This window comes from Shewanella sp. 6_MG-2023, from assembly GCF_030547195.1.
Lineage (GTDB): Bacteria > Pseudomonadota > Gammaproteobacteria > Enterobacterales > Shewanellaceae > Shewanella.
On sequence record NZ_JAUOQU010000009.1, the window covers coordinates 63,195 to 75,668 of the forward strand.

General features: G+C 39.6%; 15 protein-coding genes. 6 read left to right on the forward strand and 9 right to left on the reverse strand.

Features of this window, described 5'->3' with window-relative positions:
- The first annotated feature begins 150 nt into the window (after nucleotides 1–150).
- From Q4533_RS07365 to Q4533_RS07375, 3 genes are all read left to right on the forward strand, one after another.
- Entirely contained in the window at nucleotides 151–813 is a 663-nt protein-coding gene (locus tag Q4533_RS07365) for a sigma-70 family RNA polymerase sigma factor (protein ID WP_303502522.1), read from the forward strand.
- Entirely contained in the window at nucleotides 806–1,483 is a 678-nt protein-coding gene (locus Q4533_RS07370; protein WP_102519673.1) for a ChrR family anti-sigma-E factor, read from the forward strand. Before Q4533_RS07365 ends, Q4533_RS07370 begins: the two co-directional genes overlap by 8 nt.
- Nucleotides 1,484–2,074: 591 nt before the next feature.
- Nucleotides 2,075–2,248 carry a hypothetical protein gene (locus tag Q4533_RS07375; RefSeq protein ID WP_102438235.1) on the forward strand — a complete coding sequence of 58 codons (174 nt, stop codon included), beginning with the start codon at nucleotides 2,075–2,077 and terminating at the stop codon, nucleotides 2,246–2,248.
- A gap of 231 nt (nucleotides 2,249–2,479) precedes the next feature.
- Here Q4533_RS07375 and Q4533_RS07380 read toward each other — a convergent pair whose 3' ends face one another.
- Entirely contained in the window at nucleotides 2,480–3,475 is a 996-nt protein-coding gene (locus tag Q4533_RS07380; protein WP_303502523.1) for a 1-aminocyclopropane-1-carboxylate deaminase/D-cysteine desulfhydrase, read from the reverse strand.
- A 243-nt stretch (nucleotides 3,476–3,718) separates the two neighbouring features.
- On the opposite strand from Q4533_RS07380, the gene Q4533_RS07385 reads away from it, so the two are divergent.
- Nucleotides 3,719–4,132: a YccF domain-containing protein gene (locus Q4533_RS07385; protein ID WP_076537536.1), complete on the forward strand. Its 414-nt coding sequence runs from the start codon at nucleotides 3,719–3,721 to the stop codon at nucleotides 4,130–4,132.
- A gap of 108 nt (nucleotides 4,133–4,240) precedes the next feature.
- Here the strand turns inward: Q4533_RS07385 and Q4533_RS07390 are convergent, their stop codons facing one another.
- Nucleotides 4,241–4,696 (reverse strand): EVE domain-containing protein, encoded by a 456-nt coding sequence (locus tag Q4533_RS07390; protein ID WP_303445803.1) that lies wholly within the window; start codon nucleotides 4,694–4,696, stop codon nucleotides 4,241–4,243.
- Nucleotides 4,697–4,740: 44 nt separating this feature from the next.
- On the reverse strand, nucleotides 4,741–5,673 hold the full coding sequence (locus tag Q4533_RS07395) for a LysR family transcriptional regulator (RefSeq protein ID WP_102476231.1): 933 nt from the start codon (nucleotides 5,671–5,673) through the stop codon (nucleotides 4,741–4,743).
- A gap of 248 nt (nucleotides 5,674–5,921) precedes the next feature.
- On the opposite strand from Q4533_RS07395, the gene Q4533_RS07400 reads away from it, so the two are divergent.
- Both Q4533_RS07400 and hppD read left to right on the forward strand, forming a co-directional pair.
- On the forward strand, nucleotides 5,922–7,082 hold the full coding sequence (locus tag Q4533_RS07400) for a homogentisate 1,2-dioxygenase (protein WP_102476230.1): 1,161 nt from the start codon (nucleotides 5,922–5,924) through the stop codon (nucleotides 7,080–7,082).
- 72 nt (nucleotides 7,083–7,154) lie between these two features.
- The gene (gene hppD, locus Q4533_RS07405; RefSeq protein WP_102438245.1) at nucleotides 7,155–8,195 is read left to right on the forward strand and encodes a 4-hydroxyphenylpyruvate dioxygenase; all 1,041 of its coding nucleotides are present in this window, start codon (nucleotides 7,155–7,157) and stop codon (nucleotides 8,193–8,195) included.
- 78 nt (nucleotides 8,196–8,273) lie between these two features.
- Here hppD and Q4533_RS07410 read toward each other — a convergent pair whose 3' ends face one another.
- From Q4533_RS07410 to pdxH, 6 genes are all read right to left on the reverse strand, one after another.
- Nucleotides 8,274–8,990: an RluA family pseudouridine synthase gene (locus Q4533_RS07410; RefSeq protein WP_303502524.1), complete on the reverse strand. Its 717-nt coding sequence runs from the start codon at nucleotides 8,988–8,990 to the stop codon at nucleotides 8,274–8,276.
- Between the two features lie 164 nt (nucleotides 8,991–9,154).
- Nucleotides 9,155–10,033, reverse strand: coding sequence for a RimK/LysX family protein (locus tag Q4533_RS07415; protein ID WP_102438249.1), 879 nt, complete (start codon nucleotides 10,031–10,033; stop codon nucleotides 9,155–9,157).
- Between the two features lie 54 nt (nucleotides 10,034–10,087).
- Entirely contained in the window at nucleotides 10,088–10,438 is a 351-nt protein-coding gene (locus Q4533_RS07420; protein ID WP_102438251.1) for a DUF3802 family protein, read from the reverse strand.
- A gap of 57 nt (nucleotides 10,439–10,495) precedes the next feature.
- The gene (locus tag Q4533_RS07425) at nucleotides 10,496–11,071 is read right to left on the reverse strand and encodes a YceI family protein (RefSeq protein WP_076537515.1); all 576 of its coding nucleotides are present in this window, start codon (nucleotides 11,069–11,071) and stop codon (nucleotides 10,496–10,498) included.
- A gap of 131 nt (nucleotides 11,072–11,202) precedes the next feature.
- A complete protein-coding gene (locus Q4533_RS07430; RefSeq protein ID WP_102438255.1) occupies nucleotides 11,203–11,652 on the reverse strand; it encodes a YaiI/YqxD family protein in 450 nt (149 codons plus the stop codon).
- 60 nt (nucleotides 11,653–11,712) lie between these two features.
- A complete protein-coding gene (pdxH, locus tag Q4533_RS07435; RefSeq protein WP_102438257.1) occupies nucleotides 11,713–12,351 on the reverse strand; it encodes a pyridoxamine 5'-phosphate oxidase in 639 nt (212 codons plus the stop codon).
- Nucleotides 12,352–12,474: the final 123 nt, after the last annotated feature.

Here is a 12,474-nt window from a genome sequence, read left to right on the forward strand (position 1 = left end):
TTTTAAGCCTTTTTTGAACCATCTTTCATCCTTTTGCGTATCAACAAGTAACTTTCGGATTTAGTCAGCTTTTAACCTGCTATATAAAACAGATTAATGCAATATATGTGACTAAAGCTCTCTTAACACTGACGATGCGAGTGAAAATAAATGCAAAATTTTCAATCACAAACGGTTCAAAGTCGTTATGATAAAGGTATGTTATCTAAAAATACAAAAGCAATAGATACTGCCATGAAATCAACCGATAACAATGATGACGAAGCCCAGATGCTTGCAGGCTTAATGCTACGTGTTGCAAATCATAGAGATAAAGCTGCTTTTGCTAAGCTGTTTGCTCATTTTTCGCCCAAAATACGTTCTTTTGGGATCCAACGTTTGAGCCAACAAGGCTTAGCCATGGACTTAGTTCAAGAAACCATGACCCGAGTATGGACTAAAGCCCATCTTTATAATGTTGATAAAGCTGCAGTAAGCACTTGGGTGTTCACAGTCATGCGTAATCAGTGCTTTGACATGTTGCGTAAAGTGCAACATAACCGTGAAGATGCGTTTGGTGACGATATTTGGTCTCTATTCGATTCTGATGGCAGCGATGAAACTGAAAATGACTTCAAATTGTCTGCCACCTTGCTTAAACACGTTGAGTCACTACCGCCGCTGCAAAAACAGGTGGTGCAAGGCATTTACATGCAAGAGCTCACTCAGCAAGAACTGGCAGATAAATTAAAAGTGCCCATTGGCACGGTTAAATCAAGACTCAGATTAGGATTAGAGAAGTTAAAAGGCTTCATGGAGAAACATTATGATTAATTATCACCCCGATGAGCAATTACTTTCTCTCCATGCCAAAGGAGAACTGCCATTGTCTCTATCATTGGCCGTGTCAGCCCATTGTGAACTGTGTCGTCATTGCGCCGATAAAATTGAGCAACTAACTTTGGTTGCTGCTGAAAACAGCTTAAATGCGCAACCCACAGCATCACTAGATTCAAGCATAAATGAAGCTATGGATGCAGAGCTTGAAGCCATGCTTAACACTATGATGCAAATGGATGATGCCGTTGATGTATCGCCAAAGCAAACCAAGGTCGCAGTCAAGGTCAAAGGTCAGCAATACAATTTACCGGCTGCATTTCGCCAGCAAGTAGAAAACCATTGGCAAGGTATAGGTAAAGTCAGTCGGTTAAGACTCGACACCGGCGAGAAACAAGCAAGAGCGAGTTTACTGCATATTGATAAAAACGGCGAAATCCCACAGCACACCCATAAAGGCCAAGAGTTGACCTTGTTGTTAGCAGGCGAATTCAGCGATGAATACAACACCTACAGCGCAGGTGACTTTTTGTTACTTAATAGTGACCATGAGCACAGCCCTAAAACAGTTGAGGGGTGTTTATGTTATACCGTTGTTGATGCGCCTTTATATTTTACTAAAGGGATCAGTAAGCTACTCAACCCAATAGGCGAACTGATTTATTAATCAACGGCTTAACACTGACTCTGATTTTAAAGATAAAAGAGTGCTTTAATGACACAAAGCACTCTTTTTTTTGCGGTTTTTATAACAGTTATGCTTATCGTCGACTTAGCTAGATTATTTACCCTAACTGAGGATAAGTCGCCACAAAGTACAGTGTGTTGCTGCTTTTGTTGGATAAATATTCAGATAAAGGGCGATTAAGTTCACCTTTTATCCATTAATTGTCCTGAATTGTAAAAAATGTATTGCTATATAAAAAATATATGACTAATATCCTCTGTGTATTTAAGTTTTCTTGTAATTATTTGTTTACCCTTCTGTTAGTCACTCACTACATGCAGTAAACCCACACTACAAGTCATTTGCTAAGTTGTTCTCTGTCATTTGTTTGTCATATGCCTATGTTCAACTAACTACAGCAAGTAAATTGGCGATTAAAAATAGAATTGATCAAACCAGCCTACTTGTAAGTGTAATAAGCACAGTGAACTTAAGCACATAAATCTAAACTTACGCAACACAACTGCTTAAGGATAAATATTGTTATTACTTACTCACCAAAAAGGTGAAAATTAAAAAGGAGTGTGGCACATGTCATACAACATAAATGGTCATGAAATTACAGTTAATTTCCCTGTTAATTCAATATCATCAAATAAAAACTCAATAGCTTTTACCGATAGCCAAGGTAAAACTAAAACAACTTTTTCTAAGCGCACTGAAGCGTTAACATTTATGAAATGGTTACTTACGGCTAACAAGTAAGACTTTTAACGCTTGCGTTATTCATTTGCTCAGTTACTCAATAGACATCGCTTCTCGGTATTTCCTCTCACACCTTACCGGACGTTTATTAGAACTGAGCAACATGAAGTTACCCTCACCCAAGAGCACTTTTCAAATCCTTCTCTAAGCAACTCTCCAACGTCATAATTCAAATCAATTTTCAATATTGTCTCTAATGAATGCTTATCTAGCCTAGATATAAACCCGCTATCATCCTTGCTGTTGATATTTCCTTTTGTAGCGCGCTAACATGCTTGGATTACCCAGCAAGCCCCCTTGATGTAAATACATCACAGGAACAGCAGCACCTTTGTTTAAGTCATCGCCGCTTAGGTTTGCAGTATTTAGATAATGCTCCAGCATGATGAAACCAACTGGGTCATACAACAATTCAAATTCAATACCTTGCTTATTGACGTGTTGCCACATGTCATAACACTGACGGTTCAACTTACCAAAATGATACTTTTTACCATTAGAGATGATCCTTGGATGATAGTCAGTATTATCGGTTAATTGATAAAACTGCTTAGTGAGATATTCATCACCGCCAACACAGCTGCAGGTTAATACCGTTACACTGGGCAGCGAGAGGTCTGATCTGCTGGCTGTTTTACTGAATTCGACAAAAAAACGTTGTAAGTAAAGTGCCGTGGTACCTGTACCTGAAGGAAGAAATAGCTCTAACTTTTTCATATTATTTTGTTTAAGCCATTCAATAATCTCTCGCCCTAGTTGATCAAGCCCTAGCTGAGCATATTCACAACGCCCGCCTTCGGGAACAAACACCGTACTCTTAACGACAAGCTGTTTGTTCGATTCATACGGCGCTTGAATATCTTGTTGTACATAAGTCTCTAGGTTCAGCTCAATACCCGCTGGCTTTTCAATGATGTTGGCGCCGTTGTCTAAGGCCGCTTTATAGTTTCCTTGGGGGTTTTGCTTAAGATAGCCAGCTATATGGTCAACATAATAATCAAGTTGCCAGCCGCGCATTTTGGTTAAGGCAGCTAAAGAGTGCAGCGAATTTGCTTGCGCTGAGCCATAGCCAACCAGTTTTTTTACTAGAGGGAAATCTTGCTCGAGAAAATATTGAAATTTTCGCGCTTTGTTACCACTGAAATCCGGGTGGAGTAAATCATCGCGTTTTACAAATATTGCCTGCTCTGCAAATCGAATGGTTTGTACTGGTGTGGTGGCAAACATGTTTATCTCAACATCAATGAGTAGAGTTATTATTTTAACTAAAAAATGTTGTTTTTAACTAACCTATTTATGCTGAGAGTTTAAGAGACAATATACCTTATAGAATTATCGTTTAAATTCAGCAAGATAAAAAATATATATAATGTGGCACAGATTTCGCTTCAATAGTGCATAGTTCGACTAACAAACTGTACAAAGCACGATTAAAAATAGTAAGTTATTACAACAAGTAAGGGATTTTAGATGTCAGTATTAAGATTAGTTTTTAATATCGCTTGGTTCATCATGGGCGGCTTTATAATGGGCTTAGCTTGGTGGCTAGCTGGGCTCTTATGTTTTATTAGTATTATCGGTATCCCCTTTGGCCGAGCCTGTTTCGTCATTGGTGAAATGGCATTTTGGCCATTCGGCCAAGAAAATGTAAATCGTAAACACCTATCAGGCACAGAAGACTTTGGTACCGGTCCATTAGGGATGATAGGTAATGTAATCTGGTTTTTATTTTTCGGTATTTGGTTGGCCATCGGTCACCTCACCCATGCTCTAGCTTGTTTTATCACTATCATTGGTATTCCGTTTGCTATACAACATGTGAAGCTGGCTTTATTGAGCCTCACGCCGATTGGACAAACCATAGTGGCAAAAGAAAGCTATTAATCTAAACCAATTTTAATTGCTGTTACTATTGAATGTTAAAAAAGGAGCGCTAATTTATTAGCACTCCTTTTTTATGTTTAAGGCATTTATAAAGCATTTATAAAGCATTTATAAGGCAACGATATAGTTGAACTCTTCTTCTGTCACAGGCTGAACACTCAACCTAGCGCCTTTACTTACCAATACCATGTCAGCAAGTTTTGGATCAGCTTTTAACTGCGCCAAGGTAATAATGCGGGTTAACTTTTGATTAAAACGAATATCTACTGCAACCCATCTCGGTTTTTGTTTATCTGATTTAGGATCAAAATAAGGGCTTTGATTATCAAAGGCGCTTAAATCAGTCACCGCATCTGAGGTCACCTCGGCAATACCCACAACAGCGGGAACTTTACAGCTGGAATGGTAAAACAGCACTAAATCTCCTGTTTTTACCTCATCCCGTAAAAAGTTTCTCGCCTGATAATTACGTATCCCTTGCCAGGGTTCTGACTGTGGTAAACATGCTGCTAAATCGTCAATGCTGAACTCATCAGGTTCCGATTTCATTAACCAATACTTCATTTAAATCCTTAACAGTAAAACGATAATACTTATGCAATCCATAACTAACCAATGGCCGAATGACTAATTTTTTGATCATTAGTTGATTGATTAAAAGTTGCAAATTCTTCTGAAATTAACTCAGTAAATAATCGACCCGCCCGCCCAAGTGGCCTTTCTAGGGTAGATACTAACTGCGGGGTAAATCTAAATCTATGGCCACCAACAAAATCTACTATGGCTAAATTCTTGCCCGTAAGCTCATCATTAATAAGAAACTCCGGCATCCAGCCAAAACCTAGCCCTTTTAGTAAGGCATTTTTCTTCATAATAAAGCCTGATAAGTAAAACACTTTGTCGCCGCCAAACTGTAACTCGTCTCGGTGTAGTTTTTGCGGCGATGAGTCTTCAATGGTTAATTCTACATGTTGCTGCAGATCAGTCAGGGTAACACCGGATAACTCAGCAAGAGGATGCTGCGATGAGCAAACCAATAAACTGGTCACTGGTGGCAGTTGTTGGGCAGAAAAATAAGGCCCTGCAAGGTAATCCTTAACCAGCATTAAATCGGCTTTATCTCGCTCAAAACGATGTTGAACGCCGCCTAAAAATTCCATGTTAAGTTGTATCTTGGTAGGAATATTATGCTCAGACATGCGCTTTAACGCTGTCATGATAGGCTCCATTGGCAGCGCGCCGTCAATCACCAATTCAAGCTTTGGCTCCCAACCTTCGCTAAAACGACTGGCTAAATGTTCAATATTGGCTAAATGTTGCAGTAACCGTTGGCCTTCAGCCAAAATCACTTTGCCTTCTGGGGTTAATTCAGCCCGATATTGAGACCGATTAAATAAAGTCACCCCTAGGTGTTGCTCGAGTTTTTTTACTTGATAACTTACTGCTGATTGCGCTTTGTGTAGCCGCTCAGAGGCTTTAGCAAAACTTCCTTCTTCAACAAGTACTTGTAGCACATTAAATGCTTCTACATCGATTTTCATTTAAGCCTCCATGTCCCTATTCTGCCTTTAAGTGTTCTGCAGTCGTGACACTTATGTAAACTTTTATTAACCATCTAAAAATTAGATTAAGTTAAGTGGTTTATTATTCTTTTTTTTGTCCATCCTAGCAACTAAATTGTTAACTAGATCACAAATAGTTTATTAACGCTGCGCTAGAAAAACATTAACAAAGCAGATTAATGAAGCTCAATAACGACAACCAAACGAATAAGAGTTGAGGAGTTACGATGCCGGTTTATGTTCAACAAGGACAAATACCTTCTAAACGCCATATCGCTTTTAAAAAAGACTCTGGCGAGCTTTACCGTGAAGAACTGTTTTCTACTCACGGCTTTGCCAATATTTACTCCAATAAATATCACCATAATATGCCGACTAAGGCATTAGCGGTGGCTCCCTATGCTCTTGAGCACGGCGACGAGTGGCAAGACTCGTTAATCCAAAACTACAAACTCGATTCGCGCCAAGCTGATTGCAGCGGCAACTTTTTCAGTGCCCGTAACAAGATTTTTTATAACAGTGATGTGGCCATGTACACAGCCAAAGTCACTGAAGATACGGCTGAGTTTTACCGTAATGCCTATGCTGATGAAGTGGTCTTTGTCCACCAAGGTGAAGGAACGCTGTTAAGTGAATATGGTCAACTTCAAGTTAAGCAATGGGATTACTTAATCATTCCGAGAGGCACGACTTACCAGCTCAAGTTTAATGATTACAGTAATGTACGCTTATTCGTTATTGAATCAAACTCAATGGTTGAAGTACCCAAACATTTTAGAAATGACTATGGGCAAATGCTGGAGTCAGCGCCATATTGTGAACGTGATATTCGCACCCCTGAACTTACTGATGCTACCGTTGAAAAAGGTGAGTTTCCTTTAGTCAGCAAGTTTGGCGATAAGTATCAACTCACCACCTTAGAGTGGCATCCATTTGATTTAGTGGGCTGGGATGGCTGCGTCTATCCTTGGGCATTTAATATCACCGAATATGCACCTAAAGTAGGAAAAATTCATTTACCACCTTCTGACCATATCGTGTTTACGGCTAACAATTTTGTGATATGTAACTTTGTACCGCGTCCCTATGACTTCCACCCAGAATCAATTCCAGCGCCTTATTACCACAACAACATCGATAGCGACGAAGTGCTGTATTACGTTGACGGTGACTTTATGAGCCGCACAGGTATTGAAGCAGGTTACATGACCTTGCATCAAAAAGGCGTGCCACATGGGCCACAACCTGGGCGCACCGAAGCCTCTATCGGCAAAACCGAAACTTACGAATATGCCGTAATGGTTGATACCTTTGCGCCACTTAATTTAACCACCCATGTCAAAAACTGCATGAGTGATGATTACAACCGCTCTTGGATTGAAGATTAATCACCAACAGCATCCCTATTACACATCACCATAGAGTGATGAAAAATAAAGATAATTATTAAGGAAAACACCATGGCTAGCGAAACAAACCCACTTGGACTACTAGGTATTGAATTTACTGAATTTGCCAGTCCTGATACTGATTTTATGCATCAAGTGTTTGTCGACTTTGGTTTTTCAATGCTTAAACAAGCTAAACATAGCGATATCGTTTACTACCAACAAAACGATATCAACTTCTTATTGAACAAATCTAAGCAAGGCTTCTCAGCTGAATTTGCTAAGTCTCATGGCCCCGCTATTTGTTCTATGGGCTGGCGTGTTGAAGATGCACAATTTGCTTACACTGAAGCTGTAGCGCGCGGCGCAAAACCGGCTGATGATACGGCTAAAGATATGCCTTACCCTGCTATTTACGGTATTGGTGATAGCTTAATTTACTTCATCGATGTATTTGGCACTGACAATAATATTTATGCTAATGATTTTGAAGATTTAGCTGAACCTATTATTGTAGAAGAAAAAGGCTTTATGGAAGTCGATCACCTGACCAACAATGTTTATAAAGGCACCATGGAAAAATGGGCCAACTTTTATAAAGATATTTTTGGTTTCACTGAAGTGCGTTATTTTGATATTAGTGGTTCACAAACTGCGCTTGTATCTTACGCCCTGCGTTCACCTGATGGCAGCTTCTGTATTCCGATTAATGAAGGTAAAGGCAATGACAAGAACCAAATTGATGAATATTTAGGTGAATATAATGGCCCAGGGGTTCAGCATTTAGCCTTTAGAAGCCGTGATATTGTTGGCTCTTTAGATGCAATGGAAGGTACCGCAATTAAAACGCTGGATATTATTCCTGAGTATTACGACACTATTTTTGACAAGCTACCACAAGTCACTGAAGATAGAGATCGCATCAAGCATCACCAAATTTTAGTTGATGGTGATGACGATGGTTACCTATTACAAATTTTCACTAAAAACCTGTTTGGGCCAATCTTCATTGAAATTATTCAGCGTAAGAACAACCTAGGCTTTGGTGAAGGTAACTTTAAAGCGCTATTTGAATCAATTGAGCGTGATCAAATGAAACGCGGTGTGCTTTAAAGCCTGTTCAGCAGTTTTAATTTGTAAACAAAGCCAGCTTAACTGCTGGCTTTTTCATATCTGAATTTTACTGGAATGCTAAAACGGTGCTTCACACACCATATCAATCATTTCATGAGTTACTGGGTGCTGAAAACGCAGCCTTTGGGCATGTAATAATAGTCGTGGGCCAAAGACTTCTTCTGCAAGCGCCTCTGAAGTGGCATTTTTATATAAATCACAGCCCAAAATAGGATGCTTAACATAGTGACTGTGCAGCCGTAACTGATGTGTTCTACCGGTAATAGGCACAAATTTCACTTTAGTTATTGGTATCGCTTCTTGTAAATGAACTGACTCTATCTCTAACCGCTCTATCACTTCAAATTGACTCTGTGATGGTTTGCCCTTTTCATGGCAAATCTTCATAAACGGAAAATTATCAACATCTTTAGCAATTGGCGCATCAATATAGCCAATTTCTTTATCATGTTGCTGCAGCCCAAAAACATGGCCGAACAAAATCGCACTGTAGGTTTTACTCACAGTTTTATTTTGAAATTGTTTGGTCAGTAAGCCATTAATGGTTTTATTTAACGCCACCAGCATGATCCCTGAGGTACCAAAATCGAGTCGATGGACTAATGTCGCATTGGGAAAGTCCTGCACTAAACGGTAATGAACAGAGTCTTTATTAAGCGGGTTCTTACCCGATAAACTCAGTAAACCGCTAGGCTTATTTATCAGTAATAAATGCTCATCTTGATACAAAATAGTGATGTGTTCTGAACACGGCGGTGCAATAAATTCAGACATGCTGGCCTTTTTTTTGGGGGGGCAAGGGTTAAGTTTGAAGTTTATGATAGATACAAGCGTTACACTAAATGCTGATGTAAAAATAACAACTTAACGCTAATCGTTTAAATAATATCGACAAAAAAAAACCGCTCAACTGAACGGTATTGAATCTGTAAACAGGCTTACATGTCCACATCGACAATATAGTGGCCTTGCAGCCAATTACGTCCAATAAGCAATTTATAGGTCATTTTACTGCGATCACGTAAATTAACATCAACTTTGAACTCTTGGCCAGGTTCACCTAGCGTCAAGGTCACCATATAACGGATTTCACTGCCTTGTGCATTACGGATTAAGGAAGTGCTATGAATTCGAGCTGTGACCTGTGCTTTTTCACCCTTCTCGTTCATGGTGGTAAAAGTGACATCTTTACCGACATTGTTCTCCATGTTGCTTTTGTCTTCACCAATAATATGCAGGTTAGTAGCGTGTAATGAATTCTCAACGGCGCCGGTATCAATGCGGGTATCAAATATTAACCCTGACTCTACAATGCTAATGTCTGCAGTAGGGCCAATTAGTTTTTGCTCTGAAACATCAACCACATATTTACCTTTTAACCAATTGCGACCTATGAGTAATTTATAATCCATGGAGGCACGATTACGAAGATTAACCTTTACCGTACGGGTGCTGTCACCGAATGTTATAGGTAACTTAACCGCGTAGCGGGTTTCAGTGCCTTGGGAGTTACTGACGGTCGAAGTACCAACAATTTTGGCACTAACTTGCTGCTGCTGACCCTTTTCGTTTTCTGTGGTAAACGAAACGGTTTTACCCACATTATCCTTCATTTTCTTTGCACTGCCGCCTAACACCTTTATATTAAGTGCATGCAATGAAGAGTTTACCGCTCCAGTATCCATACGAGCCTCAAATACAATGCCGCCTTGGCTCACTGACATCATTTCAGTTTGCCCCAACACTTGTTTTTCAGCCGCCACTGATGAAAAAGACATACAAATGAATAGCATTGCACCAACAAGAGATTTAAACATGCAGGTTCCTAATAATGAATATAAATAATTAAAATAATGACGTTAAAAATAGGTTTATCTGAGAAGTTGCTCGATTTCTTTATCGAATAAGTTCTTAATAAGCCCTGAGAACTCAGTGATAAAAATACTCTGCTCCGCCGTAGCATTATGCTTAGCGACACTGGCGAGAATTTCTTCAAGATCATAAACAATGGCATCAATTTCTCGAATGATGTCATTTCTTTGTTCAAATGAAAGCTTGGGGTTTTGACCACATACCATGATGATTTGGGCTGATAACTGATCTTCAAATAATTCTAAAACCGTTTGATTGTTAATGCTGCTGGCTTCAGACTTTTCAAATAGGCCTAAATGTTCAGTTAAATATTGAATTAGATGAATATAACCGTCTTTATCTGTGACCATTACTTACCTTAATGAGGTGGCTTTTGTATGTGATTCACACAAAAGCCACAATTCGTTTTATTGCGATAACGTTAATACAAACGACACGGGTACCGCTAAGCTTATACTGCCAAGGCCAGCGATTTCGCGCAACTTATTCACCCCGTCAGTTAAACCAAAATCTGCCGCTTGCACAATGACAGGAGACATACTGGTCACTACCATTTTTGTGTCTGATAATTTAGCGATCAACACATCAAATGATTGTTTCTTGGTTTTACCATGTAACTCAATTGTGCCATCAATTTGGGTCACTAACGTTGAGCCAACACTCAAATCAGCCACGAGTTGTGGATTAACCATCGAACTTAACTGTAGTTGCGGATATTTAGCCACTTCAAATAACATGGCCTGCATGCGTTCATCACGTATTTCAATACCGGTATCAACACTGACCAAATCAATCGTTAAGTTAAAGGCCCCTGCTGAGGTCAAATTACCACTGACTTGTTTAAAATCATGTACTTCAGCAACATCGGCTTGTTTAATTGAAATGAAGCTCACTTTTGAATGCGCTTGTTTCACTTGCCAATCTGCGGCCAACACTGAGGTGCTGAGTAATACTAATGGTAATACTGCGATCCATTTTTTCATCATTAATCCTTTTTGTGAATAAAAACAGTTAAATTATAGATTAAATTTTCTTAACTGGCTGGAACGCTATTATTATCACCATGATTCCGGTAAGGGTGAAACCTTGCTCTATACAACGACTCAAGAAATTTTTACAAGCGACTCAACCATTTATCTAATGCTTGCCCAAAAGCGTGTTTATCGGCTTGTGAAAAACTATTGGGCCCTGCAGTATGCACGCCGCTGCTTCTTAGCTCTTCCATAAAATCTCTCATGGTCAAACGTTGTTTTATGTTATCAACGGTATAGATATCACCGCGGGGATTAAACACCACGGCGCCTTTTTCAATGGCATCTGCCGCTAACGGAATATCACCGGTAATAACTAAATCACCACTATTTAATTGCTTAACAATGTAATTATCAGCTTCATCAAAACCTGAGCTGACTCTGACCACAGAAATATTAGCCGATGCTGGCACGCGGATCAGTTGATTGGCCACTAATATTAATGGCACTTTTTTGCGGTCGGCGGCGCGAAATAGCATTTCTTTAACCGGATTAGGACAGGCGTCGGCATCAACCCAAATTGTTTTACTCATTCATTTTCTCGTCAATTTTTATCAGTACACATCAAACTTGCACGCAATTTAAGCCGTTTATCAAGGCGCAAGTCTATCGATAAGCCAATCGCTATCTTGTTTTTGATAAATAAAACGGTCATGCAAGCGGCGCTCGCCACCTTGCCAAAACTCAATACTGTCAGCTTTTACGCGGTAACCGCCCCAAAACTTTGGCAACGGCACTTCACCTTTGGCAAATTTATTCTTCATCTCATTAAATTTACCTTCAAGGGCTTGTCTTGCGCTAATTTTACTGGACTGTTTTGACACCCATGCAGCTATTTGACTGTCTTTAGGGCGGCTCATAAAGTACTTAGTCACTTCAAGCATGGATAACGGCTCTGCCACGCCAGTGACGGCGACTTGGCGCTCTAATGGATGCCATGGGAACAACAAACTGATTTTGGCATTGTGAGCCAATTGAGTGGCTTTACGGCTTTCTAGATTGGTGAAGAAAACAAAGCCATCATCATCAAACTTTTTTAATAGCACAATTCGTTGGAAAGGTTGCCCATGCTCATCAACAGTGGCTACGCACATAGCGGTTGGATCGGTTAATTGCGCGTCTTTGGCTTGCTCAATCCAAGTTTCAAATAACGTCATTGGATTAGCAGGGAGATCATTGCGCCTTAAACCACCTTGAGTATATTCACGGCGGATATCTGTTAAATCATTCATATCTTTGCTAAACCTCGTTAGATGCAACTGTCTTTGTATATGTTGCCATTATACTCACGAACACTGATTTATGATCATGACAATATTGACAAATATTATCAGCATTGAAAAACAATTCATTTC